The organism is Bifidobacterium sp. M0404, assembly GCF_016101415.1.
GTDB classification, from domain to species: Bacteria; Actinomycetota; Actinomycetes; order Actinomycetales; family Bifidobacteriaceae; genus Bombiscardovia; species Bombiscardovia polysaccharolytica.
In genome coordinates this window covers 245,782-270,867 of the sequence record NZ_JACFQP010000002.1, presented here as the reverse complement: position 1 = coordinate 270,867, position 25,086 = coordinate 245,782, and the positions used below count along the sequence as shown (strand labels likewise).

The 25,086-nt window shown below is 59.3% G+C and carries 36 protein-coding genes and 1 tRNA gene; 9 read left to right on the top strand and 28 right to left on the bottom strand.

Annotated features, from left to right (window positions below; translation table 11 throughout):
- Positions 1 to 16: 16 nt before the first annotated feature.
- On the bottom strand, positions 17 to 634 hold the full coding sequence (locus tag H3T93_RS05295; RefSeq protein WP_144177717.1) for a hypothetical protein: 618 nt from the start codon (positions 632 to 634) through the stop codon (positions 17 to 19).
- 253 nt (positions 635 to 887) lie between these two features.
- Complete coding sequence (locus H3T93_RS05290; RefSeq protein ID WP_144177718.1) at positions 888 to 1,241, bottom strand: HNH endonuclease; 354 nt, start codon at positions 1,239 to 1,241, stop codon at positions 888 to 890.
- 48 nt (positions 1,242 to 1,289) lie between these two features.
- On the opposite strand from H3T93_RS05290, the gene H3T93_RS05285 reads away from it, so the two are divergent.
- The 4 genes from H3T93_RS05285 (at position 1,290) to H3T93_RS05270 (ending at position 2,982) form a co-directional block, all read left to right on the top strand.
- The gene (locus tag H3T93_RS05285) at positions 1,290 to 1,490 is read left to right on the top strand and encodes a hypothetical protein (protein WP_144177719.1); all 201 of its coding nucleotides are present in this window, start codon (positions 1,290 to 1,292) and stop codon (positions 1,488 to 1,490) included.
- A 541-nt stretch (positions 1,491 to 2,031) separates the two neighbouring features.
- Positions 2,032 to 2,175 carry a hypothetical protein gene (locus tag H3T93_RS05280; RefSeq protein WP_186363932.1) on the top strand — a complete coding sequence of 48 codons (144 nt, stop codon included), beginning with the start codon at positions 2,032 to 2,034 and terminating at the stop codon, positions 2,173 to 2,175.
- Complete coding sequence (locus H3T93_RS05275) at positions 2,172 to 2,372, top strand: hypothetical protein (protein WP_110425425.1); 201 nt, start codon at positions 2,172 to 2,174, stop codon at positions 2,370 to 2,372. Before H3T93_RS05280 ends, H3T93_RS05275 begins: the two co-directional genes overlap by 4 nt.
- A 148-nt stretch (positions 2,373 to 2,520) precedes the next feature.
- Entirely contained in the window at positions 2,521 to 2,982 is a 462-nt protein-coding gene (locus H3T93_RS05270) for a TIR domain-containing protein (protein WP_144177720.1), read from the top strand.
- Between the two features lies 1 nt (position 2,983).
- On the opposite strand, the gene H3T93_RS05265 is transcribed toward H3T93_RS05270, so the two are convergent.
- The 15 genes from H3T93_RS05265 to H3T93_RS05195 all read right to left on the bottom strand — a co-directional run bounded on the left by H3T93_RS05265 (position 2,984) and on the right by H3T93_RS05195 (position 10,581).
- Positions 2,984 to 3,400 (bottom strand): hypothetical protein, encoded by a 417-nt coding sequence (locus H3T93_RS05265; RefSeq protein ID WP_144177722.1) that lies wholly within the window; start codon positions 3,398 to 3,400, stop codon positions 2,984 to 2,986.
- A 100-nt stretch (positions 3,401 to 3,500) separates the two neighbouring features.
- Positions 3,501 to 4,226 (bottom strand): hypothetical protein, encoded by a 726-nt coding sequence (locus H3T93_RS05260; protein WP_232348688.1) that lies wholly within the window; start codon positions 4,224 to 4,226, stop codon positions 3,501 to 3,503.
- Between the two features lie 29 nt (positions 4,227 to 4,255).
- A complete protein-coding gene (locus H3T93_RS05255; protein ID WP_144177724.1) occupies positions 4,256 to 4,441 on the bottom strand; it encodes a hypothetical protein in 186 nt (61 codons plus the stop codon).
- On the bottom strand, positions 4,438 to 4,950 hold the full coding sequence (locus H3T93_RS05250; protein ID WP_144177725.1) for a hypothetical protein: 513 nt from the start codon (positions 4,948 to 4,950) through the stop codon (positions 4,438 to 4,440). Before H3T93_RS05250 ends, H3T93_RS05255 begins: the two co-directional genes overlap by 4 nt.
- Positions 4,947 to 5,828: a hypothetical protein gene (locus H3T93_RS05245; RefSeq protein WP_144177726.1), complete on the bottom strand. Its 882-nt coding sequence runs from the start codon at positions 5,826 to 5,828 to the stop codon at positions 4,947 to 4,949. Before H3T93_RS05245 ends, H3T93_RS05250 begins: the two co-directional genes overlap by 4 nt.
- A complete protein-coding gene (locus H3T93_RS05240) occupies positions 5,803 to 6,207 on the bottom strand; it encodes a hypothetical protein (protein ID WP_144177727.1) in 405 nt (134 codons plus the stop codon). The genes H3T93_RS05245 and H3T93_RS05240 overlap by 26 nt, the downstream gene beginning before the upstream one ends.
- A gap of 73 nt (positions 6,208 to 6,280) precedes the next feature.
- Entirely contained in the window at positions 6,281 to 6,691 is a 411-nt protein-coding gene (locus H3T93_RS05235; protein WP_144177729.1) for a hypothetical protein, read from the bottom strand.
- Between the two features lie 120 nt (positions 6,692 to 6,811).
- Positions 6,812 to 7,264, bottom strand: a complete 453-nt coding sequence (locus H3T93_RS05230; protein WP_144177731.1) for a single-stranded DNA-binding protein — start codon at positions 7,262 to 7,264, stop codon at positions 6,812 to 6,814.
- Between the two features lie 214 nt (positions 7,265 to 7,478).
- Positions 7,479 to 7,637, bottom strand: coding sequence for a hypothetical protein (locus H3T93_RS05225; protein WP_186363933.1), 159 nt, complete (start codon positions 7,635 to 7,637; stop codon positions 7,479 to 7,481).
- Positions 7,624 to 8,508, bottom strand: a complete 885-nt coding sequence (gene bet / locus H3T93_RS05220; RefSeq protein ID WP_232348723.1) for a phage recombination protein Bet — start codon at positions 8,506 to 8,508, stop codon at positions 7,624 to 7,626. The genes H3T93_RS05225 and bet overlap by 14 nt, the downstream gene beginning before the upstream one ends.
- Complete coding sequence (locus H3T93_RS05215) at positions 8,498 to 9,016, bottom strand: hypothetical protein (RefSeq protein WP_144177735.1); 519 nt, start codon at positions 9,014 to 9,016, stop codon at positions 8,498 to 8,500. Before H3T93_RS05215 ends, bet begins: the two co-directional genes overlap by 11 nt.
- An 8-nt stretch (positions 9,017 to 9,024) precedes the next feature.
- The gene (locus tag H3T93_RS05210) at positions 9,025 to 9,231 is read right to left on the bottom strand and encodes a DivIVA domain-containing protein (RefSeq protein WP_186363934.1); all 207 of its coding nucleotides are present in this window, start codon (positions 9,229 to 9,231) and stop codon (positions 9,025 to 9,027) included.
- A gap of 107 nt (positions 9,232 to 9,338) precedes the next feature.
- Positions 9,339 to 9,587, bottom strand: coding sequence for a hypothetical protein (locus H3T93_RS05205; RefSeq protein WP_144177738.1), 249 nt, complete (start codon positions 9,585 to 9,587; stop codon positions 9,339 to 9,341).
- Positions 9,584 to 9,922, bottom strand: a complete 339-nt coding sequence (locus H3T93_RS05200) for a hypothetical protein (RefSeq protein WP_144177740.1) — start codon at positions 9,920 to 9,922, stop codon at positions 9,584 to 9,586. The genes H3T93_RS05205 and H3T93_RS05200 overlap by 4 nt, the downstream gene beginning before the upstream one ends.
- Positions 9,923 to 10,338: 416 nt before the next feature.
- Positions 10,339 to 10,581 (bottom strand): helix-turn-helix domain-containing protein, encoded by a 243-nt coding sequence (locus tag H3T93_RS05195; protein ID WP_186363935.1) that lies wholly within the window; start codon positions 10,579 to 10,581, stop codon positions 10,339 to 10,341.
- A gap of 121 nt (positions 10,582 to 10,702) precedes the next feature.
- Between H3T93_RS05195 and H3T93_RS05190 the strand changes: the two genes are divergently transcribed.
- The 3 genes from H3T93_RS05190 (at position 10,703) to H3T93_RS05180 (ending at position 11,967) form a co-directional block, all read left to right on the top strand.
- The gene (locus tag H3T93_RS05190) at positions 10,703 to 11,089 is read left to right on the top strand and encodes a helix-turn-helix domain-containing protein (RefSeq protein WP_186363936.1); all 387 of its coding nucleotides are present in this window, start codon (positions 10,703 to 10,705) and stop codon (positions 11,087 to 11,089) included.
- Positions 11,079 to 11,546: a hypothetical protein gene (locus H3T93_RS05185; RefSeq protein WP_232348687.1), complete on the top strand. Its 468-nt coding sequence runs from the start codon at positions 11,079 to 11,081 to the stop codon at positions 11,544 to 11,546. The genes H3T93_RS05190 and H3T93_RS05185 overlap by 11 nt, the downstream gene beginning before the upstream one ends.
- Positions 11,547 to 11,682: 136 nt before the next feature.
- Entirely contained in the window at positions 11,683 to 11,967 is a 285-nt protein-coding gene (locus H3T93_RS05180) for a hypothetical protein (protein WP_232348686.1), read from the top strand.
- 336 nt (positions 11,968 to 12,303) lie between these two features.
- On the opposite strand, the gene H3T93_RS05170 is transcribed toward H3T93_RS05180, so the two are convergent.
- The 10 genes from H3T93_RS05170 to ptsP form a co-directional block, all read right to left on the bottom strand.
- Positions 12,304 to 12,798, bottom strand: coding sequence for a GNAT family N-acetyltransferase (locus H3T93_RS05170; protein WP_144177748.1), 495 nt, complete (start codon positions 12,796 to 12,798; stop codon positions 12,304 to 12,306).
- A 14-nt stretch (positions 12,799 to 12,812) separates the two neighbouring features.
- Positions 12,813 to 13,379: a Panacea domain-containing protein gene (locus H3T93_RS05165; RefSeq protein WP_144177750.1), complete on the bottom strand. Its 567-nt coding sequence runs from the start codon at positions 13,377 to 13,379 to the stop codon at positions 12,813 to 12,815.
- A gap of 421 nt (positions 13,380 to 13,800) precedes the next feature.
- Positions 13,801 to 13,874: transfer RNA gene (locus H3T93_RS05160), tRNA-Lys, on the bottom strand.
- Positions 13,875 to 13,971: 97 nt separating this feature from the next.
- Complete coding sequence (locus H3T93_RS05155) at positions 13,972 to 15,492, bottom strand: formate--tetrahydrofolate ligase (RefSeq protein ID WP_144177752.1); 1,521 nt, start codon at positions 15,490 to 15,492, stop codon at positions 13,972 to 13,974.
- A gap of 39 nt (positions 15,493 to 15,531) precedes the next feature.
- The gene (locus H3T93_RS05150) at positions 15,532 to 17,058 is read right to left on the bottom strand and encodes a C69 family dipeptidase (RefSeq protein ID WP_144177754.1); all 1,527 of its coding nucleotides are present in this window, start codon (positions 17,056 to 17,058) and stop codon (positions 15,532 to 15,534) included.
- A gap of 156 nt (positions 17,059 to 17,214) precedes the next feature.
- Positions 17,215 to 17,787 (bottom strand): YbhB/YbcL family Raf kinase inhibitor-like protein, encoded by a 573-nt coding sequence (locus tag H3T93_RS05145; protein WP_144177756.1) that lies wholly within the window; start codon positions 17,785 to 17,787, stop codon positions 17,215 to 17,217.
- Positions 17,788 to 18,004: 217 nt separating this feature from the next.
- A complete protein-coding gene (locus H3T93_RS05140; RefSeq protein ID WP_144177757.1) occupies positions 18,005 to 19,543 on the bottom strand; it encodes a PTS ascorbate transporter subunit IIC in 1,539 nt (512 codons plus the stop codon).
- Between the two features lie 87 nt (positions 19,544 to 19,630).
- On the bottom strand, positions 19,631 to 19,903 hold the full coding sequence (locus tag H3T93_RS05135) for a PTS sugar transporter subunit IIB (RefSeq protein ID WP_024626949.1): 273 nt from the start codon (positions 19,901 to 19,903) through the stop codon (positions 19,631 to 19,633).
- A gap of 78 nt (positions 19,904 to 19,981) precedes the next feature.
- The gene (locus H3T93_RS05130; RefSeq protein WP_046323446.1) at positions 19,982 to 20,428 is read right to left on the bottom strand and encodes a PTS sugar transporter subunit IIA; all 447 of its coding nucleotides are present in this window, start codon (positions 20,426 to 20,428) and stop codon (positions 19,982 to 19,984) included.
- 77 nt (positions 20,429 to 20,505) lie between these two features.
- Complete coding sequence (gene ptsP / locus H3T93_RS05125) at positions 20,506 to 22,155, bottom strand: phosphoenolpyruvate--protein phosphotransferase (protein ID WP_144177987.1); 1,650 nt, start codon at positions 22,153 to 22,155, stop codon at positions 20,506 to 20,508.
- Between the two features lie 233 nt (positions 22,156 to 22,388).
- Between ptsP and H3T93_RS05120 the strand changes: the two genes are divergently transcribed.
- Positions 22,389 to 22,655 (top strand): HPr family phosphocarrier protein, encoded by a 267-nt coding sequence (locus H3T93_RS05120; protein ID WP_121912993.1) that lies wholly within the window; start codon positions 22,389 to 22,391, stop codon positions 22,653 to 22,655.
- A gap of 51 nt (positions 22,656 to 22,706) precedes the next feature.
- Positions 22,707 to 23,765: a LacI family DNA-binding transcriptional regulator gene (locus H3T93_RS05115; protein WP_144177758.1), complete on the top strand. Its 1,059-nt coding sequence runs from the start codon at positions 22,707 to 22,709 to the stop codon at positions 23,763 to 23,765.
- Positions 23,766 to 23,784: 19 nt separating this feature from the next.
- Here H3T93_RS05115 and H3T93_RS05110 read toward each other — a convergent pair whose 3' ends face one another.
- On the bottom strand, positions 23,785 to 24,945 hold the full coding sequence (locus tag H3T93_RS05110) for a DNA polymerase III subunit delta' (RefSeq protein WP_144177759.1): 1,161 nt from the start codon (positions 24,943 to 24,945) through the stop codon (positions 23,785 to 23,787).
- Between the last annotated feature and the right edge of the window lie 141 nt (positions 24,946 to 25,086).

Sequence of the window (25,086 nt, the reverse complement as noted above, 5' to 3'; positions counted from 1 at the left end):
GCACCCCCTAAGATGCTCAAATCGCCAGTTTCTCGATGATGTCGAAAAGATAAGTGAGGTCGGCCAGCTTGGCCGGGTTGTTCCGCCAGGCGTGGCCTGTGTAGGTCATGTATCGGCCTTGCGAGTATGCTTCCGCGTCCATCAGGCCGCGCACCTTGATGCCCTTGCGTTCGGCGCACCGGCCCCAGATGTGCAGGCCCTGGCCGGATGGGCTGATCTCGATCCAGGTCCTGCCGGCCACGGGCGCGAGCAGCATCTTGGCCCAGTCGGCCAGGTGTCCCCGGGAGTCGTAGCAGTGGTCCAGGTCGATGCAGGCGAACCCGCCGCCCAGGGCGAAGCCCAGACCATCCCCGACCGTGGACTGCTCCGCCGTGGGCAGGCTGGTCCAGGTGGCCGGGTCGGTGCTGGATGCCGGGGCCCCGTCGAAACGGACCGGGCGCTTGCTGGTGCCCTCGCCCCGGTGGACCAGCCGCCAGCGCAGCCACCGGTCGGCCATGGCCATGTCCGTGGGCACCGGCATCCTCCTGTCCGCCCGATGGGCCCGCTGACGGCAGGCGTCCGAGCAGAACCTGCGCCGGCGACCCCTCCCCGCATGCTCAGGCAGCAGCTTGCCGCAGAACTCGCATCGTGTCATGCTTTAATTATACCGTGACAAAACTAATAAAACACATATAACTTAATAATATCAATCATTAAATCAATTACGTGACAACGGTAAAAACACGATTCCTGTGACGGAAAGCAGGTCTGGGCTCTTCCCCCATGTGCCCCTGCCAGTCACATAGACGGCACACAGAAAGGCGAACGCCAGGAAACTCAGGAAAGCCGGAATCCGGGCGAAAAACGAACGGGAGGACGCACGCATAATCGGGGGTGCTATCCGGCGGTTATCCCGCGGCCCCCGGGGAGGTGCCCCCCACCCCGGGAGGAATCGATCCCGGATTTTTTTCGACGGGATGAAGCCTGGTTTCACGATACCATGCATTGCGTGCTGCGGTTTCCCTTGCGGTCTTGGCTTTATGGCAAGCCGATGAAAGCCATTGCAGGTTGTCCAGGCTGTTGTCGTCGCCTGGGATGATGTGGTCGCAGTCGGTTCCGATGCCGTTGCAGCCGTTCGCATGCTGTTTGGCTTGGCATCTGCCGTTCGCTCTGGCTCTGACCGCGGCTCTGATCTGCTGCCAGTCGTGGGGCAGCCGGTCGCGCCTGTGCGAGGTCTGCCATCTGCTGCGCCTGGTTGGCATGGCCGCTCCTGGGTGGGTAGGTTGGGTCGTACGAAGGGAGGTGATCATGTGAATAGAGTCAAGGTGACGCTGGACCAGCACAGCAGGAATCAGATCGGCCAGGTCGCCACGCAGGCTTACCTGAAGCAGTTTGGCGATCATTGTGTATTCTGCGGCAAGCCCGTCAAACACAACCCTGATGCCCCTGCCGGGTCGGCACCGGTATGCGCGGAATGCGCCAAGGAGCACGGGCTTACACCCGCCAAGTAGGCGCAGGAAGGGTCTTGCCTGGTTCGCGTCCAAAGTTGGGATTGTGGCGTGGCCAGGCAGGGTCGAAGTCCGCAGGAAGAAGATAAAAACAAAGAACCTGCGGGCAAACGTTTCAGTCGGCTGGCTTCCCTGCGGCAACGCGCAGCTGTCGGACGGGAGCTCGGCCAGGTCGGGGGTACAAGAGACCGCTGGAGCGGAGGGCCGCCTGGGCTGTGGGTTCCATATGTCAGCAAGGCGGCCTGGGTGTCTGAGGGCAATCCCTGCAAGGGCGGCGTGGGACAGTGCTTCTCGGGCTGAAAATGCACGGCGTTTCCCCCTTGAATACTTTAACGAGTTTGTTATTATAGTAATTGTAATCAGAAAGGAGGAAACCAATGGATAACATCTGGACGGCAATCAGCTCCATCGCTTCCGCGGTGTCGGCGATAGCCGCAGTCATCGCCATCATCCAGAACAGGAAGCGATGACATGACAGAGGGGTTCCGGTTGCCCATAGAAACCGGAACCCCCGTCTTCCAGACTAACCCAAAGGAAACCAATCATGGACAGGTTCAACACTTTCGGATGGATCGCGCTGGCGCTCGGCGTCTGCAGCCTCGCCCTCGCCTTCTGGCAGCCGATTCCGGCAGGGATCTTCGGGCTGGCCGCCGGCGGGTTCGGGCTTGCGGCGGGACACGGACGATGACCCGCAGGTACCTCAGCATGACGCAGGTGGCCGAACGCCTGGGCGTGACCCTGGGCGCGCTCTCCCACTACAGGCTGCCTGCGCCCGACGTGTACGTGGGCCGCACTCGCGGCTGGAGCGAAAAAACCATCGACGAGTGGAACGCCGCAAGGCCAGGCCGCGGAGTCGGCGGAGGCAGACCACGCAAGAAGAAGTAGGGCCTTGCCTGGCTCGCGTCCAAGGTTGAGATTATGGCGTGGCCAGGCAAGCATGGTGCCCGCAGGGAGAAAGTAAGGAAAAGACCTGCAGGCAAGTGCTAGTAAAATGTTGTGCGTTGATTCTTCAGCAGTCTTCGAGGAGGAAGATATGGCGGTTTTCTATAGTTTCCACTATCAGGAAGATAGTTGGCGTGTCCAGCAGATTATGAACATGGGAGTCGTCGATGGGCAGCATATCAACTCTCAGAACTGGGAAAAAGTTAAAAGGCAAGGTAATAGAGCCATCGAAAACTGGATCGAAGAAGAAATGAGGTATAAATCTGCCGTAATCGTCCTAAATGGGCGATATACCGCAGGCCGCCCTTGGGTCCAGTACGAGATTCGAAGGGCTTGGCAGATCAGAAAGCCCTTGTTGGCCATAGACATCAATGGCCTGGAGGACTCAACGGGCAATACCGACGCTCAGGGCGACAATCCATTTTACTGCATCGATGATTACATGAGCGCTTTTATCCCGCGTTTTACCCCACCCGGCTCTAGCCAACAGGTTTACGAACAAATCCATACATCGCTGCCGAAGTGGGCCAAACAAGGGTTCACAAGACCCTAATTCAGCACGCTAGGATCGCCAATGCAATCCCGCCAAGGGCCATTACCCCGTAGAAGGGGAGCACGGACCACGAATGCAAGGAACGCAGGTAGGGCTTGACTGTGACGTCGGATGCGTCGTAGCTCATGTCCCACAATGCCGTCTGATCCTTAGCAGCCCTGGCATAAAGGTGTCGGTAAGCCCGCCCCATGGACAGATACATGGTATCCATGGCGCAGAAGACGAGGCAGAATGCTATGCCTATCCATGCCAGCTCCCCCTTGTGCTGTTGCACGGCGAACCCGTAGAGTAGGGCCAATACGGGAGTCAGCCAGGTTTTTAGGCTCGTGCAGTTGGAAGCCATGCGATTGATGACTCCCTGGATGAAGCTCAGGTATTGCCGTTTGTCGGCCGGGTCTATCGTTTCTCGGTCTTGCATGGCTCCTCCTTCGGAGGCAAATGCGAAAGGGCCGGACATCCCTGCCCGACCCTTACAATAAACCAACTATATCTAAGTATCGCACTCAAGCCACTGTTCGTCAAGTGGCAAGACGCATGTGTTCCGCGCATGCCAACAGCTCAGGCTTGGCCCATTGCCATACGCCGCTGACATCCGTCTCCACTGGATGAAGCAGACCTCGGCTGCGCCAGTTGCTCACATCGCCTCGCTTGATCTCAATGCCGATCTCCTGGCTGATCCACTGTGCTGCAAGCTTTGGCTTGCCGGTGATGTAATGGCCTGCCATGCGCTCGCGCCTGGCTCGTCTGACCTCGGCCACCGCCCATGTACTCCCGCACTCCTGACATGTGACCATCGTGTCATCAGGCAGACCGACGAGCTGAGCCCCGCACTCCGGATTAAGGCAGTGCCCGTGGATGATCCGATCCTGTGGCGGCGTGGTACGCATCTTGACCCGGTGGAACGCGTTGGTCAGCTGCTTATAGTCGCGGCCAGAGTTTGGCGCGTCGGCGAGCTTGCCCATCCTGGCAGCCAGCTTGTCGAGTAGCTGTGGCGCTTTGCCTCCCCAGAGGCCGATGTCGCCGGCCACATCCTGGATGGTGTCCTCCACCTGGTCGTACAGGACGGCGGCACTGATGTCGATGGGCGCGGATGCAAAGGCCGGGCGTGTAGCTCCCCTACCGTGAGCCGTGTAGCGTATCTCTCGCCGCTCCATGCGCTTGAGATCATGCATGCCGCCCCTGAGCTCGTGGAGCGTCTTGGCGAGCTCCTGCCGGTGAGTCTTGCACAGTGGTCCTCTTGGCACGCCCTCGCAGATAGGGCATCGTGGTGTTATCAAAACTCGGGTCCCTCCATGTCTGGGTCGAAAGTATCGCTCTGGTTTTTGGACTCGCGCCAGATCGTGTCCTGCATGGCCTGGATGACAGGCAGCGAGTACTTGTACTTGCGCCGGATCTCTGCTACGGGGATTTTGTTCCGCAGATCGTCCATGGCCTTGCGCTCCTGGTCTACTCGGCTCATGCTGCTCCTCCTATGGTGTCTTTGAGGCTCATGGCCCCGATCTGTGCCTGGCCGCGGCCCGCGAAGTGATAGCTCTTCGGGCGGGGCTTGGCGGGCTTGGGCGCTTCAATGGCCTGGCGACTTGCGGCCTCCACGGCCAAGGCCTGCGCCTGCACCACTGGTTTGCCAAGGCTGATCGCTTTAATCAGCTGCCTGCGGTAGGCGAAGGCATGATCCGAGTCGATGCCCGCCTGGTCCATGAGTCGGCCGATCTCCGCCTGCTCAGGGAGACGTGCGGCGCGTGACCGCTTGGCAAGGATGTTGACATCCCCTGCCCGCATCCAGTCGGTGCCGGGGTGCGAGCCATAGAACTGTTCCACGGCAGCATTCGCGTCGTGCAGGGTCACTAGGTCGTCCAGCTCCCTCCAGAACTGCTGGGCATCCGCATCTTCGAACGGTGCGTTGCCGTGGTGGGTCATGATCTTCGCGTACACCAGGGTCGCCTCCGAGTACTTGATTTGCTTGCTCATGCCGTCAGCTCCTTACTCGTCTGCTGTCGTTGCTTCTGCTCCTGTTCCAGTGCCAGCGCCCGTTCCACGACCTGCCGGTTGTGGTCCAGGTTCTGCTGGCTCCGGCTTGCTACCGGTGCCCGCTGCTGGGCCCTAGGCTTGGGCTTATTCTTCCAGCCCCCGTCATGCAGCCACTTGCTGGCGGTTGGTATGTACCTGGGGTCCCGGTGCTCATCGCGGAGCACCTGTGCACCCTGCAGGAGGGCCACCAGGGTCACCCTCTCCGTACCCGTCCGTCTGAGCACACGCTTGAATTCCCTGACGGCAGCATCCGGATAGTCATGATTCGGGTAAAGCGCCCAGAACTGCTCGAAATGTCTCGTCGGCTCAGAGGTCGGCTCATGAGATTCAGATTCACTCCGCGCCCCTTGGGGGGCTATAGGGGGTATCTGTTCCTCTGTTCCCCTGTTCCTCTGTTCCCCTGTTCCAGTGCGTAGACTCTTGTGGGGTCTAATTAGACTCTCATTAAACAGGTAGAGCGGGGTCTCGGAATCGGCGGATGGACGCGGATATCTCGGCTTGTTCGGGTTCGGCACCCTCTGGTGCTTTCCCCAGTTTGTGATCGCAAGATAGGTGTTCCCATCTTGGGAATAAATCTCAATGAGACTACGTTCGAAAAGCGCCTTTAAACCCTCCTTGACTCTAATTAGAGTCTCATTAGAGTCTCGTAACATGTCGCCGGCGAACAGATCACCGACAATGTTCTTGATGCTGAACAAGCCCACGCCATTGTCGTCCACATAGGACCAGAGACCGATGAACAGCAGCCGGTCGGGGATAGACAATGCGTCGATATCGTCACTGCGCCAGAACTCAGGCTTGATGCTCCTGATCCGCACGCTCTCCTCCTTTCTTGTGTTGTTGGCAACCGCAGGACTTCGTCCGTCCGCTGATCAGGTTTTGTCCGGCGAAGATCCCGGCCTGTCCGCAGTCGCACCGGCAGGCCCACATGGTTTTTCGCCCTCTCCGGCCCGCATACCCGAGCACGGTCAGCATCCCGTACCGGCTGCCGCGCAGATCCTCGATCGGGCGCGAGCAGCCGGGGAAGCGGACCATGGGGTTGGGCATCCTGTGCAGGCGGAGCATGTCCTCCTTGGATGCGCGCCCCTCATGCTTGGGGTCGACCCGGTGCAGCCGACGCGTATACCCGCGCCTGCCGGCGGTCGGCTCACGCAGCACGTGGGCTATCAACAGGGTTCGTTCGTCAAGCCAAGTCATGATGCCCACCTTCCGATCCAGGCGAGCAGCACTGATGCTGTCAACAGAGCCAGCGCCCATAGGTCATCCATGCTCATGTTGCGGCCTCGATGCGATGCCCGGTGATGACCACCTGCCATATCCTTGGCCGCCCGGTCGGTTCCCCGACTGCGAAAATATGCTGTTTGACGTACTGGTAGGAGTCATCCACGAGCACGCCTGCCAGGACCAGCCCATCTTCCAGATGTTTGACGGTCGGGTACAGGTTGGGCGCATCAGCCTTTCCCGTGCGCTTGGGGTATCTGACTACAGTCAGCATGTCGATGGGCTCGCTGACTGTCCTGGGCAGGCGTAGGTTTCGTCCTTTGATGTAGCCGAGCCTTTTCAGATCTCTGGCCCGTGCTGCGTTGGCATGCACCATTCCCTGGCTGCCATTGCTCTTCAGCAGCAGTCCCTTCGGCACGTCAATGGCCACTCGGAACAGCTCCACGCCAAGCCGGCTCATGCCAGACCCTCCGCATATCCATGGCTGCATTCCAGTCTGGCTATGTATACGGGTTCCTTCTGGCGCTCGGCTTCAGCAGCTTCCCGGTGGGCTATTGCCACCTCAAGCCAGGTGTGCAGGTCAAAAGACCGGATCGTCATTGCCGGCACCTCCCCACGGGTCGTGTGACTGCCCGGCAGAAACTTGCGACTGCCGGCCGCTCCACTGCTTGGGCGAGCTCCCCCATTGCTGAGCCTGTCGGCGAGGCTCCGTGTGGACGATCCCAACATGACGCGCCATCACCTCAAGGGACTGGCGGTCCACGCCCTGCTTGTCCTGATAGGCGCGCACTTTCAGCGTGCCCGAGATTATCAGTTTGACGCCCTTAGTAATGAACTTGGCCTGTTGCCGAGCCTGGTCGCTTCTGAGCGTGACCCGATACCAGGCCGTCCCCTGATCGACCCAGTTATTGTCGCGGTCGAAGTATCCCTGGTTGACGGCGACGCTGACCGTTGTGGACTCGCCGCCGTCCTGAAAGGCGGTAGTGGACGGGTCGCCGCCAGCATTGCCTACGATCTCGATTGATGCGCTCATGATTTCTTTGCTCCTCGCTTGACTCTGGCCCTGATAGGGTCGGTTTTGGTCTGATGACTTTTGGTCGTCTTATGCCTGTCGGCGGCGTCAACGTTGCACATGAAGCCATGCCACTGTGCGCGAGCACACCTAGACGACTTGCACTTGTCGCATATGCTCGTCGCGGCATGCGTGCAGTAGATGCACCGGCAGCTTGGGCTCGTCTGCAAGGCCATCAGCGGTCACCTCTATCCAGGCACCAGGAGAAGCCCGCCAAGGCTGCCAGGTCAATAAGACCCAGCTGCGGATGCACCAAGGTCCAGCAGACGCTGAAGAAGCCAACTGTGCCGCAGGCGGCTGCCGCACACAGCCACAACAGGTCAGCGAGCGTCATCGCCACCCTCCTTCTTGGTTGCAGACTCGGATTCAGGGGAGGCTGGTTGCGTATCCTGTGCGAGCGTCTGGCGGGCACGCTGCACGAACAAGTCGCGGGAGCTGAGGAAGGTTTCAGCCTCGTAGTAGAGCAGGTCGGCGGTGCCTTTCACATTCCGCTGCGTCATACGGCTGAGCACGCTGGCGGCCAGGTCCGAGCTCTTCACGCCCGCCTGTGTCAGCAGGGCGGAGATGGCCTGCCTTTGCGCTTTGGTAGCCGCGCCTTCCCGCGAATCGTCGACCACTTCGGCATCCACAACATCGTCATCCTGGGGGCTGTCAGCCTGATCCATCTCATCGTCGCTGTGCAGACCCGACAGGTCCTGGGGGAAAGCCATGCGGATGGCCAGGGCCTCCGCGCACTTCATCAGCTGGCCGGCGGGACGCTGCTTCCACATGCCTGTCAGCTGCCCGTTCGCCTTGCATGCCGCATACTCCTTGTAGAGGGCGATTGCCGGGAACATGCCCCTTCCTCGCTGCAGCACGACCTTGGCAGCCAGTGGAGGCTCGTCTTCGGCCCAGAATTCTTTCCACTTACCGTCTTTGCCGCACCAGGCCTCTTCCTTGATGCTCAGCGTTTCGCCGGTGCGGTCCACGGCACGCCTGGCTACCAGGCGTAGCCCGTCGATCCCCACCTGGATATTCTGTTTCCCCTTCCTGTTGATCATGTAGATTTGATGCAGGAACGGGTCCAAGCCTGTCCTCTGGCATTCATGCAGGAAGACGGCCAGGTCGGCGTTGCTTGCGCCGGAAACGCCCATCTGTTGCAAAGCCGCCAGCTGTTTTTCGTTCCAGAATTCCTGATCCTTGAAGACCGTCAGCTCATTGCCCATCACGGACCCCCTCGATCATCATCTGCGCGTACCGATGAGCGTCCGGCGACTGCCACAGGCCGGCGACCGCCTTGCGGTCCTGGGATACTCGCAGCGTGGCCGGGGCTGAACGCCTGGCCTCCACGCCGGGCGGCAGCTCGCCGCCCGTCTCACCAAGCAGGTCCTCGATATACTGGGCTGTCATGGCTGCATCCGAAGGCATGGGCACGCTCACCGTCGCTGCCTTCCGCCTGTGCGTGGACAGCCACAGCGCGTAAGCCTGCGGATCCTTGACCGCATATCCTGTCGAGCTGCCGCCCTTGGTCTTGGTGATGGTGGCGAACACCGTACCATCGCCGGCGACCGCGTTCAGCTCCTCGCCCGGTTCCACGTCATTGTCAAGAGCCTCGCGCACAGCCTTCTCCAGCTGCTTGGCCCTGTCCTGGAAAGCCTTCGCATAGGCGAGGATGGAGACCAGCTGGTCCCGTCTCAGCTGCGTATCTTCAAAATCAAAAACTTTCCTGCTCATTGCTTCCTTCACGGTTGAATCCTTTTGATTGATTGCCTTCTTCGTCTCTTCTGGTGCCGGCGGTGTCGATGACGGCTGCTTATTGCGTGCTGCCTGCTGCCGACGATCAGCGCCCACATGCTCACCTGCTCCAGGCTTTCCGCCGCATCATCCAAAAGGTCGTCCACTTCGTCAGCGTCATAACCCTGATGCAGCCAGCCGCGCATCGTGAACATCCGATTCCTGATCTCATAAGGGGTGATAAGAGCCATCGGAGCCACCCCCCAGCCCATACGAGGCGCGAGTCGCAGGATCAAGACGCTCCAGCTCCAGCAGAGCCAGCTCAGATGGAGTCATCAGGCACCACCTTCACGGGATCTCGCAGCTCCTCACGGATATCCCATACTTCATCTGGCGTGTAGTACTTCGAGTTGCCGATCTTCCGTCCATGGCCGCGGGCGACACGGTCGAACTGGCCGGATGGGATACCACCCAGCATCCGTTTGATATCGTCGGGATTGTAGAACAGGTGACCCTGACGGACAGATGACGAAACAAACTCTTCCTTAAGAGGATCCTGAATCCCGCTCATGCAGCCACCCCCATGTCTGCTAGAGCGTAGCGGTGGCATGCGTTTCCGCTCGGACTGGTGCCTTTGCGGTCCACGCAGACGATCAGACCTTTGCGCGCAAGCTCGGGCAGGCGGCTGCGGATCGTGCTGTCCGAGAGTGTGTGGTCGAGTATCTGCACTGCTTCATGTTCCACGTCCCACGCGGTGAATGGCCCCTTCTGCTTGGAGGTCAGGCTCTGCAGGGCCTGTAGGGTCAGTACCTGCATACGCGCGGTTTTGACGGTCTTCGCGGCTTCGAACGACGTGTCGGGGTCGCCTTTGCGTGTGGGAGCCGCTGGTATGCTTTTATCTGACATCGGATGTCTACTCGCTTTCTTCATCACCGCCGCAGTAGCAGCTGCGGCGTTCTTCTCATGCGTGCAAAATAACTAGGGGGGGGGGTCGCGCATTAGCGCCACCGTCATTGGAACCATGACTGGGGTTCTCAGCACCGTGACGGCTATCATCGCCGCCATAGAGATTTGCCAAGCGCGCCAGATCAGCTAAGAGATCGACGCGGCAATCGGAAATAGCTTTCCGACATAACGGGTTACACCTTCTACGACTGCGATTTAAATTGGATAAGTTGAGTTCGGTCATTGCGATGATCAACAACAGTTCCAATCGGGGTTGAACATTATTGCTGGCTTCAACGTCATTTGTTCCGGCGATCTAGGACTGGCAAGTGGCACGAGGCCTGGAAAGGTTTCCGGATACATACAACTGATGCACGTCAGGCCGCCAGGCTTTGCCTCTGAGGCTGGTCGGAAAGCAGGAGGATCGGGTCGCAGTTGATGACTTCTGCGATACGGAAGACTTCCTCGACCGTGAACGGCGTATAAGCACGTAGTTTTGAATTAAGAGTGCTGCTTGGCATCCCGGTCTTTTCAGATAAGGCGACCTTCTTGATTCCTGATGCCTTGATAGCTGCATTGATCTTGTACGCTATTCTTTGATTGATATTAATGTACCTCATATGACTAACAATAATGGCCGAAAAAGAATGCGTCAAGTGCAATCATGATGGATTTGACTAACAATATTCTCTAGAACTGCTGTATAGTACTTATATGACCAATGATATTCAAAACAGAGCGATGCTGTTCAGCAAATATGTTGGTGCCGAGCTCAAGGGAGCCATCGCCTCCCACGGATACAGTCAAGGCAAGGTGGCGGATGCCCTGGGCCATGCTAGATCGGCAATGTCGAACTGGCTGAATGCGAAACCTCCGATAGACGTCGCGGTCGCCAATAAGATCTGCGACTACATCGGAATGGACATCACCGTAGTCATCAGCAGGGCCAAGCAACGTGTGATTGAAGACCTCGGCCCCTACCCTCCGTTGACTGTGGATCCCTCCCAGCTTCCCGATGATGAGAAGGTGGCCTACGTGCTGAACAAGATCAAGGCCGGCGACCAGGCGCTGGCAGCCATGAACGACCCCAACAAGGAGAAGGAAGCAGAAGGCGGCGATGGCAGATAAAGGCCCAAGGCTCCTGGACGGCCTGACCTCGACAATGACATACGGGCAGATGCGCCACTACGCCGACACCCTGAACGTGACTATCAGCAGCGCGCTCCTGCCGGCAGGCATGCCAGGCTTCTACGATGAAGCCACGAGAACCATCCTCATCGACAGGCAGCTCATCTACTGCCAGAAACGCTGCACTCTCGTCCATGAGCTCATCCACTGGCAGCACGCCGACGCCACCAGAAAAGGCGTCTACGGCGCACGCCTGGAACGTAGGACACGGCGCGAAACCGCCCTAAAACTCATCAACCCACTCGAATACCAGACAGCCGAAGCCATGTACGAAGGCGACCCCTACCAGATTGCCTGCGAACTCGACGTCACCCTCCAAATCATCAGCGACTACCAGCACATACTCGATTCGAGCAACCTGCGCTGCAAAGTACGGAGCCAATCCCAACAAGCATGATCACCATACAGAACGACTGATAGCCTGCTGATAGTCACAGACGATGAAAGGAATCACATGGTCAAGAAATTGGCCTCACTGCTCCTGGCGATATGCGCATCAACCTCACTCGTTGCGTGTGGAGAACAGAGCTCCGATGCAGTGCGGCGCTCAACGACAAATGCAGCAAAGCATCCGATGCTATTCAGTACAACAAAAAAGAAAACAGCATACTGTACATATCCGAATTGGACACGGACACAAGCTCGGAAGCTTTGCCTGGCCTATCGTGCATCACAAAACAGTTGGCGTTACCGCTGATGAGCTGAACGATCAAGTGCAAGACGACGGCAGCGGATATCTGGAAAAGAGTGGATACAGCACAGGCATATCGACTACAGGGCAAAATGTCATGCTTACCATAGAAGACGAAGAGAAGTGACAGTAATAAAGTTCGGTATGCGCACGCCAAGCCCCAGACGCTCGTTCAAGGCAAGGACCACGGGCGAATGGAAGCGGCAGGCAAAGAAGGCCCTCATCCCCGGCTACAGGAAGAAAGGCATGGGACGGATACGGAACCCCAGGAAAGCCGCCTACAACAAGATCTACCGGAAGACCACGTTCAGCCTTTGGGACCTGTTCAAGCAGGGTGAGTGAGAGGCCCCGCTTCGGAAGGCTTTTTTATATGCGCGCCGGAAGCATATTCACGAAGTCTGAGATGAGTCTTTCATTAAACAATTCTAATAAAGCCACAAATAGCCTGAGAAGTTTAGTCGCATCATAAGCCCGAGCGAAGATCGTAGATCATCTTTTTAGAATCTGACGGGAAGGATCTGAAGCCCTTGTCTCTATACCAACCGACGAGGGCATCATCCTTTGCCTGCACATATAGAAACCTTGCTGCACTGACTTTGGACACAGCTAATGCTAATTGCTTCGCCTGTTCGACAAGCCAGGTCCCCAGTCCGCAACCCTGATTACCGGTGCTCACGCCCAGTCTGCCCAACAGAGTGACAGGAATATTGCTGCCTGACAAATTAGGGGACTTTGGCAAGTTGTTCTTCCTGAGATAATGAGACGTCAAGGTAAAGAACCCCAACACGTTCCCATCCGTATCGAGACAGACATGCACCACCGCTGACCCTGCTTTGTGAAATCGCAATGCCTGGTTATGGAACCAGTCATCAATCTCGATCCGCCCACAGCAAAACGAATCCACTTGCACATCTTCAGTCAGTGTGGTCAAACTCAATCCAGGTCCCAGCGGTGCCATGAGAGATGATCCTCCTAAGCGAATGTCTTTTCAATCCACTCCATGTCTTCTTCTGTTATGAATGTGTGAGTGGAGAGATCAGCCATATATGGAATGAACCTCTTTTGGCTCTCAGGCGGGTCTACTTCGAGCGTTTCGAAATACTTACTAATGCTTTCATCGGTGATGATCTCATTAGATGAGAGTCTGGCGTCTTTCCAAGGGTCTTGTTCATGACTCATTTTTTCAAGCATGTCACCAAGCGCATCATCATTAACATTGTCGACGCGGTCCAGGACCCTATCAATTCGGCACTTTTGAATTACACTGAGCTCATTGTCCTCAGTCGTCTTTTCTTTGGGTGTCGGAATGTGCCGGGACTTGATGTATCGTTTACCGCGACAATACGGCCATATACTGTCAACAACCGGGCCATGAGACCACGCGCTGACAGCATCATCGAAAAGTGGATCATCTGCCGCAGCAAGCGACCAACCCTTGCAAAGGTACATCAACTTTTGCAAAGCGTAAGTAGTGGTAGAATGCCCTTTTTCCTCGCGCTTCGCTAAAATATAGTGTGCAACGTTACGAGCATCAACCATGGCAGAACACCTCCTCTTGACGATCACAAATATACGAACAAATGCTACTCGTTTGCACCGTGTAATCACCCTCAGTAGTCAAATGGATACATCTGAGTTGATCACTAGCGCAACCGCTAGTATCAACTTACCATACATTGCTGTGGATAACTAGATTTTGCTGTGGACAACCTTGTGCATAAATGAAACTTTCACAAATCCGTTAAGCTGCAGTTCAAATCCCACAATCAGATCATGCAACCTTATTTATATAGTGTCATATTTTTTACCTGAACTCCTCAACTGTCGGCCTCGCTTCGGCAGGGCTTTTCTTTTGCGGATACTTTTATCCAACGAATATCCAACAAAATCGTGTTTTGGGAAACAGCCACGAACAATAGATAAGCCCCGCAGCCTTTGCGGCTGTAGGGCTTTGACTCTGTGCCCCCACGGGGGCTCGAACCCCGGACACGCTGATTAAGAGTCAGCTGCTCTAGCCAACTGAGCTATAGGGGCAGGGCACTTTTAAGAGCCAAGTAGATACTATACACGGTTTCGGCAGGCCCGCAACACGGCGCGTCACAGGCCTGCCGAATCCATATGCATGGCCTGCTCAGACGATCTTGGGCATGGGCGTGGTCAGGGAAGTGGTCAGATTCACCTGCAGGAGGCCAGCACCCGTATGGGCCTCGACCTTCTTCAGGGTGACTGTACGCTTGTCCTGGTCGGCCCGGTCATCGTCAGTCATGGTAGCCGGCGATTTGACCGCCACTACAACCAGATCCTCGAGGGAAATGCCAGCCTTATTGCACAGGTCGGAGGCTGCCTGCAGGCTGTCTTGGAAGCCCTCACGCTCAACGACCCGATCAGCCGGTACCCCGTAAGCGCTCTTGGCGATCCAGCGAATCCGATCCGGCACGGACATATCATGCAGGCTGACTGTATCCGTCTGGGCTTTCGCGGGTTCCTGCAGGGCCTTGATCAAATCATCCAGCTGAGACTCCAGGGCCTTGCCCCCGTCCCGGAAGAGGTTGCCCGCGATAGGCCTGCGGAAGCCCAGGCCGTCGGCGGTCTCCCGCAAGGAATCCACCTGGTCGTCCTCGCCCTCCCAGAGGTTGATCAGAGGGAAGGTGGGGATACCCAGTCCTTCAAGACGGTGCACGTGGAAGGGATAACGCCAGCTCAGCTTGGGATCGTCCCGCCAGGTGGTGGCACGGGTGACGACCACGGCGGCGGCCGGCCACTGGGCCCCATACTCGCGGGCGGCGATGTCCAGCCACTTCTGGGCGCCGGCATCGGCTCCGTAGCCCGCCTCGACGACGACCACATCATGCCGGGCGCAGGCCATCTCCACGGACACCAGGCTGGGAATGCCGATGGAGACGTTGGCGAATGGCCCCCCATGCACGTAGACCGGAGAACCCTCCAGGGTCTGGGTGAAAGCGGGCTTGACCGCATCAGTCAGGATGCCAGTGATCCGCCACAGGTCCACAAACTCTCCGAAGGTGACGGGACGGCCATCCAAGGTCCCCGCGACCATGGCGGCCACGCGCCGTTTGATCTCCTCCATGCTCCGGGAGAGCACAACGATCTGCATGAGCTCACAGGTGGGCGTCAACACGGTCCGTTCGGGCAGATCGCCCTTGCCGCGGTCCACGGTGATCTGGCGCAGGGACCGCGAAGGCACCTCGCTGACCCTAGGCACCAGGACGGTGTCCAACCGACCCTCGTCCACAGCCTTCTCTGCAAAGGAGACCAGCAGGTTCTGGGCGGATTCAATGGCCGCCATCTCCCCGCACAGGCCCCAGTCCACCAGCTCAGGATGAGTCAGGGATGACTTGCCACCACCAGAGGCGCCACCCTTGGATCCGGCAGCGGTAATGCCCATGCTGGGCTGACGCAGGACGGCGGCAGCATCCACTCCCCGGGCGCGCAGGGCGTCAATCAGCGCGATGGTGGTGGTGGTCTTGCCCTCCCCTCGCGAGGCCTTGAGCGGGGTGTCTGCGGTGACAAGCAGCACCCGGCCATGCTTGCGCGGCATATCCGGATGATCCTGCAGATCCTTCAGGTAGCCGAAGGCATCGATCTTGTCAAACAGACCGTATGGCCTGACGTAATCGTCGAAGCCCGTCATGAGGCTCTCCTCCTTTATGATCCTTGTCAATCGGATGGCTCAGTTGTCGGACAGATGGTAGCCGTTGCGCATGCCCATGCTGGCCGTGTAGAGCACCTGACTCAGCAGGTCGTCGGTTTCCTTGCGCAGAAGGTCGGCCATGTCTTTGTTGGCAGCCTCCAGCACCTGGCGAACCTCGGGGTTGTCAGTGCCTTTATCGGCACCTTCCAAGCGGGCCACCTGTTCATCTGTGGCGGCAATCATGCGATGACCCTCAGCGCCAACGCCCTGTTGGTAACGTTCGACTGCCGCCAGAGTGCCGGCAAAGGCCGAGTCGCACAAGGCGGCGATCAGTCGGTCGGACCAGTAGAGGCTGTCGGTGGAAACCCGGCCCGTGGTGTTGGCCAGATAGTCGGGCGTACGATCCACATTTGCATAGAAGGGAACCAGGACATTGAAGGCGTTGGACCCGTATGAAATCCACTGGATGGCCCGGCAGGATTCAGGCTGGTAGGGGCGCAGCTGGATCAGGGACAGCTGGTCGTTGCGATTGATGCCGATGGGGCGGTAAAGCCCCTTGGTGTGCTCGTCGCCGGTCCGCCCATAGGGATCGTAGGGTGTGCCCTGGTAGTGAGAGCTGAGCAAGTATTTGACATCCTCCACGGTAATCAGCCGCTCAGGCTGACGGCACCAAGGGATGTTGTCGCTGGTGGGAGTGTGATCGGCATCCGGCCCGTCCCAGATCTCGTCATAAGGGTTGAGGAAGCGCTGCATGTACCAGGCCCGAGGCGTGTTGTACACATGGTCCGAGTCGCTGTGGGATCCAAAGGCATCGCGCGGGTTGAAGGGCGAAGTTGACTCCACGGACAGGTCCAGGTAGTTGTCGGCGATGAACTCCCGCAGGTCGGCCGAGCAAAGATGGTCGGTCTGATCTCCGAAGGCGTCGTCCAAATCGAACTCGTCGATGCCCAGCTGGTTGGGCATGGTTACATAGGAATCATCAGGCACGCGCTTGGCAATCCAGTGGTGGCCACCCACAGTTTCCATCCACCAAATCTCGTCCACGTCGCTGAAAGCGATGCCATTCATCTCATAGGTGCCGTAGCGCTCCAGCAGGGAACCCAGCCGTTGGACGCCCTCCCGAGCCGAGTGGATATAGGGCAGGACGATGGTGACCAGGTCCTCCTCGCCGATACCTCCGGGCACTGCGGCCAGATAGTCTCCATCCCCGGGACGGCCCTGGGCAGGAGTGGGCTCAACCAGCGGATCTGCACCCAGAACACGTTCGTTGGTGGTGATGGTCTCGGTGGCTGACATGGCCACATTGGCGCTGTTGACGCCTGCGGCAGCCCAGAGCCCCTGATTGTGCAAAGCATCGGGCACCGAGGTATAGCGCATGGGATCGTCGGGCAGATCTATCTCCAGGTGGCTGATCACACTGTGGTAGTGCCGCGGCTGCTGGTCAGGAGCGACTAATACGAAGCGCTTGGGACGAAACTCTCCGTTGGACGAATCCTCATCCCGTGCGATGATGGTGGATCCGTCGTAACTGGCATTCTTGCCTATCAGAAGCGTGGTGCAGGGCATATAAGCGTCTTCCTTTGTCTGGTCGCGGTCAACTGTCATCACCAGTCCGGAAGTCGGGGAATGCCTTTACACCCGACTGCGTGGGCAGGCAGGGATGACGGCCGTCTGCGCACTTGGGGCATGGTCTCACTCTAGTGCTAGACCGCCCCAACCAGATCAGGCATCAGCTGGCAGCCAGGCCTGAGCTGCTGCAGCCACCGGCTGGGCGGAATGGATGGCATGGGCCAGGGCATTGAGCCAGAATCCCTCCTCCAGGCCGGGCAAGGCCTGTTGTGTGGCCCAGACCGACAGCACATAGTCATGAACCCGGTCCGGAGGCGTGGGGCCGTTGTAACGCATAAGCACGGCGGGATCGTCAGCGATCTCCTCCTCCATAACCAGGGGCGAGGCTGCCGAGGTGCGCCCTTGGGGCACACCGGGAATCAGATTAGACAAATTTCTGGAGAAGTCCTCAGGAATCGCCAGCACGGAGCTTCCGGTCCCCTCAGGTTGCAAGGAACGCAAAGCCTCGATGGGCAGGTTGGCCAGAGACCAGTGAATCCAGGGGAAGCCACACACGGGCACGGAATCAGGATCCACCAGCATCCAGTGCAGGTAGCGGGCCTCCTGGGGCACATCCTCGAGCCGGAAGGGGAAGGAGACTACAGGACGTCCCTTGCGGGTAAGGGACTGAGGGGCGCGCTTGGCGTACCGATCGGGAATAGTGCCGAAATCAGTGATAATCCTCATGATTCGATTCTCGCCCGCCCAGCCGACGAGGTCAAGTTCTTCCGTGAAACCGGCCGCAAACAGCACCCCGCACGATAAATTCCACTACCCTACGCAAAAAGTGCAAAAGCCGCCCGGATCCTTCCACATGGAAACGATCCGGGCGGCTCTAAATCGGACTAGGAGAAAGGAATCAGCAATACCTCTCTCCCGGCGCTTATACGGCGCTTATACACGCCTATTCGGCCTTTGCGGCCTTGGCCTGTGCACGAGCGGCCTTGGCGGCTGCACGAGCCTGAGCCTTGGCCTCCTTCTCTTCAGCCTCGACACTGGCGATGAACTCAGCATGCTTGGAGGCAGGCAACCATCCGGTGTTGACCACCTTGACCTGCCAGACCCAGGCCAGGGCGAAGATCACCACTGCCAGAACCACCAGGACCACGGCCCCAACGGGGATGCCCAGCTGGGACAGCTTGCCGACCACAGTGCCGTACCAGGCGAAGTCGGCATCGCCGAAGGTGGCGTTGGACAGGCCGAAGCTGCCTAGAACCGTCATCAGGATGGCCGGCAGGAAGGTGATCAGCAGACCATTGATGAAGCCGCCGACCACAGCCCCGATGCGGCCGCCGGTCGCGTTGCCGAAGACACCGGCACCGCCGCCATCGAAGAAGTGGGGCACCATACCCGGCAGGATCAGGGCCAGACCCCAGACAGGCCCGAGCCAGACGGCGATGATGACCAGAGCCACCAGACCGCCGGCAAAGGAGGCCAGGAAGCCAATCAGGGATGCGTTGGCACCGTAGGGGAAGACGATGGGGATGTCCAGAGCGGGACGGGCGCCGGGGACCACCTTGTTGGCGATGCCCTGGAAGGCGGGCACCAGCTCACCCAGGATGATACGGACACCGTAGAGGATGATGCTCACGCCGATGCCGAACTGCAGGGCCTGGGCGAAGGCGGCCATGAAGAAGGATCCCCAGTTGGCCGGATGGGAGGGGAAGACGACGAAGGCGGCCTTGGCCGGCACCACAAAGGCGGTCCAGACGGCGAAGACCAGGTAGAGGACGACCATGAGCAGGGTGGTGGAGACCATGGAATCACGCAGGAAGCTCAGCCCCTTGGGGAAGTCGATATCCTCGGTGGAACGCGACTTCTTGCCCACGGCGCTGCCGACCGCGCCCGAAACCACGTAGCCCAAGGTGTTGAAGTGGCCGATGGACAGCTTGTCGCTGCCCGTCACCCGGTTCATGTACGGCTGGGCGAAGGCGGGCATGGCCACCATGATCACGCCCATGAGCAGGGAGCCGATCAGCACGATGAGCAGGTTGTTGCCCTTGCCGAATCCGATCGAAAGAACCAGGGCCAGCAGGGTTGACATGAAGACCATATGGTGGCCGGTCAGGAAGACGTACTTGAGCGGGGTAAACCGTGCCAGCAGGATCATGACGATGAAGCTGAGCACAATGATGTAGGCGGAGGCTGCGCCGAACTGGCTGGAGGCCTGAGCCACGATCACCTCGTTGGTGGGGACGACCCCATGGGCGCCAGTGGCCTTGAAGACCAGCTTGCCGAAGGGATCCAAGGCGTTGGTCACCACGGTGGCGCCGGCGCCCAGAATCAGATAGCCCATGGCCGCCTTGAGGGCGCCCGAAATGACCTGGCCTGCGCTCCGTTTCAGGGCGATCAGACCGATGGCCGCCACAATGCCAATCAGATAGGCGGGCACATTCAGAATCTCCTGGCTGATGAAGTTCAGCACCGCAAGGAAGACATTCATTGTTTGTCCTTACTATTTCTCTCTTGTTGTCAAGTTAAAGAGCGGGTATTCCATCGGCCTGGCGATGATGAATGTCCGCCGGACTCATCAGTCGGCGTACTGCTCCAGGATGCCCTTGATCTCGTCCTTGTCCATGAAGTTCTGGACGGTCTCGACCGGAGTGGTGGTCCCCTCCAGCTCGGGCGCCAGCTGAGGCGAAGTCAGCACCAGGTCGTTCATGTTGGCCGTGCCCTTGGCGCTGCCCGCGTCGGAGGTGGTCACAGTCACATCCATGCCCAGCTCCGATGCCACCTGCTCGACGTTGACCTTGAGCAGAACCGAAGTGCCGATGCCGTTGCCACATACGCAGAGAATATCCATGAGTTGCTCCTTTGTTCCTTGTTTGTTCCTACTACTTCTTGCGTTTGCCATACTGGGATCCGCAAAAGCGGGTCCTCCTCACGATTCGAGAATGGCGCGAACCTCGTCAGGTGTGCCAGCCTTGGCCAGCTGCTCGGTCTTCTTCGCGTCGGTCAGAGCACCGGCGATGGCGGACATGACCTGCAGGTGCTCCTGCTCATCCCGTCCGGCCAGACCAATCACCAGGGAGACCGGATCGTTGGCCTTGTTGCCGAACTCAACAGGTGTGGACAGCCTTACCCAACTCAGGCCGGTTCCCAGGACCGCTTCGCTGGGCCGGGAATGAGCCAGAGCCAAACCGGGGGCGATGACGATGTAGGGACCCATCTTCTCGACGGTCTCGATCATCTGGTCCGTGTAGGCATCTGTGGTGAACCCGGATGCCACCAGCCTGTCGCCCGCCTTGCGGATGGCATCCCGCCAGTCAGATGCCGGTACATCCAGGGCGAAGGATGTGTCGGGAAGGAAGGCTTGGAAATCCGTCATGTCTGCTCCTTGCTCGTGCTGTTTGACTTGATCGACTGCACCGGATCCGATGGATTTGCACAAATCCGGCCGGCTGCTCACCACCCCTGGGGATGGTAGAACTCTCCGTCCAGAGCCTTGGCGGCGAGCGCCTTGGCTTCCTCCATGGTGTGCTTGGCCAGTTCGGCGCGAACATCATCTAGGGCGACCGGAGTCATGGACAGGCTGGTCACACCGATGCCGGCCAAAACCACGGCCAGGTCAGGATCGGCAGCAGCCTCGCCACAGACTCCGACAGGCATGTTATTGGCCTGACCGGCATCAGCTATGAGCTTGATGGCCCTGAGGACGGCAGGATGCCAGGCGGTCTGATAGGAGGCGACCGACCCCAGCGTGCGGTCGGCGGCCAGCGTGTACTGGGTCAGATCGTTGGTGCCGATGCTGACGAAATCGGCCACCTTGGCCACCTTGTCGGCCATCAGTGCAATCGAAGGAACCTCGGCCATGACACCCACGCGCTTGAGCCCCTTGCTCTTGCCCAAACGGACGAAATAGTCAGCCTCATGTTCGTCGGCGACCATTGGCGCCATGACCCATAGGTCGGCATTGGTCTCGGCATCGGCCCGGGCAAGGGCCTCCAGCTGATCCTCCAGAACCTGGCTGTGGACCTTGAGCGTGCGCAGACCACGCAACCCCAAGGCAGGATTAGGCTCGTCGGCCTGCGTCAGGAAGGGCAGCGGCTTGTCAGCACCGGCATCCAACAGGCGGATGACCACCTTGCGGCCAGGGAAGCGTTCAAGAAGAGCGCGATAGGCTTCGGCCTGCTCCTCGACGCCGGGCGCCTGCTCGTTGCCCAGGAAGAGAAACTCCGAACGGAAGAGTCCAACCCCTTCGGCTCCATATTCCAGGGCCGGATCGGCATCCGCAGGCTTGCCGACATTGGCCAGGAGGGGAATCCTTGTTCCATCCTTGAGCTGGCCTGGGCGGCCCCGCAAAGCCTTGGCCTGATCCGCTTCGCGACGGGCCTGCTCAGCTTTTTCGATCTGTTCCTGGGTGGGATCGGCCGTCACCTTGCCGGCAGCGGCATCGACGATGACTGTCTGTCCGTCGGACAGCCCGGCTGCGTCCTGAGCGCCCACGACGGCGACGATCCCCCTGGACCGGGCCAGAATGGCGGTATGACTGGTCGGACCGCCCTCAATGGTGACAATGGCCAGAACCTTGGTCATATCCAAGCTGGAGGTGTCGGCCGGAGACAGGTCAGGGGCGACCAGGACGAATGGCTTGTCGCTTTCTGGCACGCCCGGTGCCGGGACACCGAGCAGATGGGCGATGACACGCTGGCCAACATCATGCAGATCGTTGGCCCGCTCCCCCATGTAGCCGCCGATTGCCTGGAGTTTTTCCTCGAAGTCGGCAAAGGCCTCATAGACGGAACGCTCGGCGGTCTTGCCACCGTCCAGCAGGGATCGGATCGAGGTCTTCAGAGCCGGGTCCTGGGCCATCTGGGCCAGGGCTGTCAGAATCGGAGCAGCGTCCTTGGCCCCCTGCCCATCTTGGGCGGCCTTGGCGCGCGCGAGCAGGTCCTTGTTGACCGCTGTCAGAGCGGATTCGACCCTGCCGAATTCAGCATCCGCCGTCAGGTTCTCAGGCCTCGCCTCATCGCCGGGCACGTCCAGCCCGGCCGCCATATGGATAACCGGGCCAACGGCGACGCCGCGGCCAATGCCTACGCCTTGGATCTCCATGTCGCACTCCTTAGTGCCTGGCCACTGCACGCGAGCCGCCCCTGAGGCGAGCCGAACAACGGCAGTGGAAACGTTCTTCATGCAACGATGTTCAGTATACACATATTCATTCGTTTTTCAACGGTAATCGTTTTCTGTAATTTCCCTTCTGCAGTGGTAGGATATCCAGCGTATCCACCACTAGACATGCCGGTTCGACAAGATCGGCCATATATTCAGGAGAGATAATCACCATGGCAACAGCGCAACGTTCCACTGTCATCACCGACCCGGTCGGCATCCATGCCAGGCCTGCTTCGGAATTCTCGCAGGCCGCCGCATCCAGCGGTTGCAAGGTCACCATAGCCAAGGGCGAGGGCAATCCCGTAGACGCCGGTAGCATTCTGATGGTCATGAGCCTGGGCATCGCTAAGGGCGACAAGGTCACTGTGACTGTCGAGGGCGACGAAGCCGAGTCCGTAGCCGACTCCCTGGTCACTAAGCTGACCCAGGCCGAGTGACCCGCCGCTAGCTGTAGCCGACATCGACGGAAAGAGCCTTCGAGGGAAACGATGGGACACACGGCGGACAATAAGCCTTCCATTGCCAACGTCGCAGCCCTGGCCGGAGTTTCGACAGCGACCGTGTCCCGCGTCCTTTCCGGTCATAGACGCAAGAACGACGACATCAGCCGCAGGGTCAGAGCTGCTGCCGAAAAGCTCAACTACTCGGCCAACTTCGCTGCCAGCACCCTCCGATCAGACCGCAGCAGAACCATAGGGCTGATCCTGTGCGGCACTTCCACGGGCATAGACGGGTCCATCCTGGATCTGCTCAGCAGGAGGCTGACAGAACAGGGCCGCTATTTGCTGGTCATATCCGTCAGGAGCGATCAGGAACGAGAGGCGGCCATCAGGTCCATGGCAGCCCGACAAGTCGAAGGAATCATCATCGTTCCTTCGCTGGACGACGATCCGGTCGGTATGCCCGTCGACCTGCCGTCCGGACTGCCCATCGTCCAGGTCGGCGGCAGACCGCTCTCCTACCACACCAGCTGGGTCGGCATGGACCAGGCGGCCTCCATGCGGCTGATCATCGCCCACCTGGCCGAGCAGAACGCGCATTCGGTGGCCTATCTAAGCCGTGAACTGAACACCAGTGCGGCCACTGAGCTCTTTACGACCTTCTCCACTCTGACCAACACCCTAGGGATGACGCCTCAGCCGGACTGGATCCAGTTCGGCCCCTGCAGCATGCGCCGCGGCCATGATGCCGTCATGACCATACTCGCTGAGGGAAACGACCGTCCCGATGCCATCATCTGCGGGGACGACTCGCTGGCCCTGGGCGCTCTGATGGCCTGTGACCAACTGGGGTTCCAGGTTCCCGACCAAGTCAAGGTGGCCGCCTTCGTGGACAGCCCAGCCTGTCTGATCAGCAGTCCGACCTTGACCGCAGTCAAGGCTCCCCTGAATGACATTGTCCAGGAGGCACTGCGGCTGGTCGACGCCAAGGGACAGTCCATTCTGCCCTCTCACGTGGCTCTGCCGCCAGCGCTGGAATGTAGGGAATCGACCTGGTCGCCAAGAATTGGCAGCAGCGACATGACCTCGCCGGGCACTTTCGCCTGATAAACAGTTAGGTTCGTACTCAGACCAGCAGGGTACAGAAGAGCGCCTCGAAGACCAGGAGCGGCGAACCGTTGGCAGCCAGCCTCCTGCGAGCTCGGGCGATCAGCTGAATACGGTCAATGGCCCCCTGTCTGGAGAGTCTGACGGACAGATCAGCAATAGCCGCCCGATTCTCCAAATTGACCAGGCCAGCCTTCTCTTCGGCGCCGTTCTGCAGGACGCCCACATCCCGGTAAACGCTGGCCAGGGTACTCAGGTTGCGGTCCAGCACGTCCCGGGTCAGTCTGGTAACCCGTCGGCGGACCTGATCCTTGCCCCCCAATGCATGGTAGGCTCCACGCAACTGCCGGGGAATGCGTTCCTTGTCCCTGAGACCGTTGATCTGCCGAAACTCCCGCTCGTCCCTGGCCACCTCATCGTCCACGGTGGCGGTGGCTTGATCCCGGGCCGCATCAACCACCCGGCCAGCCAGAATCACAGCATCCGAAGCACGCCGCAGCCCCAGCAGACCCACCACCAGCTCGTCACGGTCAGCCAGGACCTGATCCCTGGTGGCGTAGAGACGGGCGATGCCGATGTGTCCCTGAGCCAGACGAGCGGCCTTGGCGGCCAGAGGCCGGTCCACCCCCACCTGATCAGTCAGGAAATTCGCCACTGCGGTGTTGGATGGCACCGCTAGGTTGAGCACCCTCGTCCGTGAGCGGATGGTGGGCAGCACATCCTGGGCGCTGGGTGCGCACAGAAGCCAGATGGTATGCTCGGCCGGCTCCTCGATCTCCTTGAGCAACACATTGGTAGTTCGCTCCAGCATCCGGTCCACATCTTCAATGATGATGACCCGCCAGCGTGAGGTTGAGGGCATCTGCTCCGAGGTCATGATCAGATCCCTGACCTCGTTGATACCGATGGTGACTTTATTGGTTGATAGTACGGTCACATCCGGATGGGTTCCGGCCAAGACCTGCTGAGTGACGCGGGTGGGCTGATCGCTCAATCCCTGGTCAGGACTGATCAGAGCCGCCGCGAAAGCTCGAGCCAGATTGGATCGCCCTGATCCTGGAGGACCACAAATCAGCCAGGATTGCGCAACCTCGTCATGCCCCTGCGCCTGAGCGGCCACCGTCCGCTTGAGCAAATCGACCGTGGGCTGCTGACCCACAATGGCATCCCAGACGCTCATCGGGTCTTCCGCAAGAGCCGGGGCCGGAGCAGCCAGCGAGCGCGGGAACCCACAGGAACCGAATCGTCGTCAGCATCCCCGCCGGCTGTTCCTGCCTCCATGGACCGGTCATCCTGATCAGACGTATCCGCAGACTCAGTC

Coding starts and splice junctions, on each gene's coding strand:
- H3T93_RS05295 (WP_144177717.1), bottom strand. CDS start 634: ATGACACGATGCGAGTTCTGCGGCAAGCTGCTGCCTGAGCATGCGGGG.
- H3T93_RS05290 (WP_144177718.1), bottom strand. CDS start 1,241: ATGCCAACCAGGCGCAGCAGATGGCAGACCTCGCACAGGCGCGACCGG.
- H3T93_RS05280 (WP_186363932.1), top strand. CDS start 2,032: ATGGACAGGTTCAACACTTTCGGATGGATCGCGCTGGCGCTCGGCGTC.
- H3T93_RS05275 (WP_110425425.1), top strand. CDS start 2,172: ATGACCCGCAGGTACCTCAGCATGACGCAGGTGGCCGAACGCCTGGGC.
- H3T93_RS05270 (WP_144177720.1), top strand. CDS start 2,521: ATGGCGGTTTTCTATAGTTTCCACTATCAGGAAGATAGTTGGCGTGTC.
- H3T93_RS05265 (WP_144177722.1), bottom strand. CDS start 3,400: ATGCAAGACCGAGAAACGATAGACCCGGCCGACAAACGGCAATACCTG.
- H3T93_RS05255 (WP_144177724.1), bottom strand. CDS start 4,441: ATGAGCCGAGTAGACCAGGAGCGCAAGGCCATGGACGATCTGCGGAAC.
- H3T93_RS05250 (WP_144177725.1), bottom strand. CDS start 4,950: ATGAGCAAGCAAATCAAGTACTCGGAGGCGACCCTGGTGTACGCGAAG.
- H3T93_RS05240 (WP_144177727.1), bottom strand. CDS start 6,207: ATGACTTGGCTTGACGAACGAACCCTGTTGATAGCCCACGTGCTGCGT.
- H3T93_RS05235 (WP_144177729.1), bottom strand. CDS start 6,691: ATGAGCCGGCTTGGCGTGGAGCTGTTCCGAGTGGCCATTGACGTGCCG.
- H3T93_RS05230 (WP_144177731.1), bottom strand. CDS start 7,264: ATGAGCGCATCAATCGAGATCGTAGGCAATGCTGGCGGCGACCCGTCC.
- H3T93_RS05225 (WP_186363933.1), bottom strand. CDS start 7,637: ATGACGCTCGCTGACCTGTTGTGGCTGTGTGCGGCAGCCGCCTGCGGC.
- bet (WP_232348723.1), bottom strand. CDS start 8,508: ATGGGCAATGAGCTGACGGTCTTCAAGGATCAGGAATTCTGGAACGAA.
- H3T93_RS05215 (WP_144177735.1), bottom strand. CDS start 9,016: ATGAGCAGGAAAGTTTTTGATTTTGAAGATACGCAGCTGAGACGGGAC.
- H3T93_RS05210 (WP_186363934.1), bottom strand. CDS start 9,231: ATGTTCACGATGCGCGGCTGGCTGCATCAGGGTTATGACGCTGACGAA.
- H3T93_RS05205 (WP_144177738.1), bottom strand. CDS start 9,587: ATGAGCGGGATTCAGGATCCTCTTAAGGAAGAGTTTGTTTCGTCATCT.
- H3T93_RS05200 (WP_144177740.1), bottom strand. CDS start 9,922: ATGTCAGATAAAAGCATACCAGCGGCTCCCACACGCAAAGGCGACCCC.
- H3T93_RS05195 (WP_186363935.1), bottom strand. CDS start 10,581: ATGAGGTACATTAATATCAATCAAAGAATAGCGTACAAGATCAATGCA.
- H3T93_RS05190 (WP_186363936.1), top strand. CDS start 10,703: ATGCTGTTCAGCAAATATGTTGGTGCCGAGCTCAAGGGAGCCATCGCC.
- H3T93_RS05185 (WP_232348687.1), top strand. CDS start 11,079: ATGGCAGATAAAGGCCCAAGGCTCCTGGACGGCCTGACCTCGACAATG.
- H3T93_RS05180 (WP_232348686.1), top strand. CDS start 11,683: ATGCAGTGCGGCGCTCAACGACAAATGCAGCAAAGCATCCGATGCTAT.
- H3T93_RS05170 (WP_144177748.1), bottom strand. CDS start 12,798: ATGGCACCGCTGGGACCTGGATTGAGTTTGACCACACTGACTGAAGAT.
- H3T93_RS05165 (WP_144177750.1), bottom strand. CDS start 13,379: ATGGTTGATGCTCGTAACGTTGCACACTATATTTTAGCGAAGCGCGAG.
- H3T93_RS05155 (WP_144177752.1), bottom strand. CDS start 15,492: ATGACGGGCTTCGACGATTACGTCAGGCCATACGGTCTGTTTGACAAG.
- H3T93_RS05150 (WP_144177754.1), bottom strand. CDS start 17,058: ATGCCCTGCACCACGCTTCTGATAGGCAAGAATGCCAGTTACGACGGA.
- H3T93_RS05145 (WP_144177756.1), bottom strand. CDS start 17,787: ATGAGGATTATCACTGATTTCGGCACTATTCCCGATCGGTACGCCAAG.
- H3T93_RS05140 (WP_144177757.1), bottom strand. CDS start 19,543: ATGAATGTCTTCCTTGCGGTGCTGAACTTCATCAGCCAGGAGATTCTG.
- H3T93_RS05135 (WP_024626949.1), bottom strand. CDS start 19,903: ATGGATATTCTCTGCGTATGTGGCAACGGCATCGGCACTTCGGTTCTG.
- H3T93_RS05130 (WP_046323446.1), bottom strand. CDS start 20,428: ATGACGGATTTCCAAGCCTTCCTTCCCGACACATCCTTCGCCCTGGAT.
- ptsP (WP_144177987.1), bottom strand. CDS start 22,155: ATGGAGATCCAAGGCGTAGGCATTGGCCGCGGCGTCGCCGTTGGCCCG.
- H3T93_RS05120 (WP_121912993.1), top strand. CDS start 22,389: ATGGCAACAGCGCAACGTTCCACTGTCATCACCGACCCGGTCGGCATC.
- H3T93_RS05115 (WP_144177758.1), top strand. CDS start 22,707: ATGGGACACACGGCGGACAATAAGCCTTCCATTGCCAACGTCGCAGCC.
- H3T93_RS05110 (WP_144177759.1), bottom strand. CDS start 24,945: ATGAGCGTCTGGGATGCCATTGTGGGTCAGCAGCCCACGGTCGATTTG.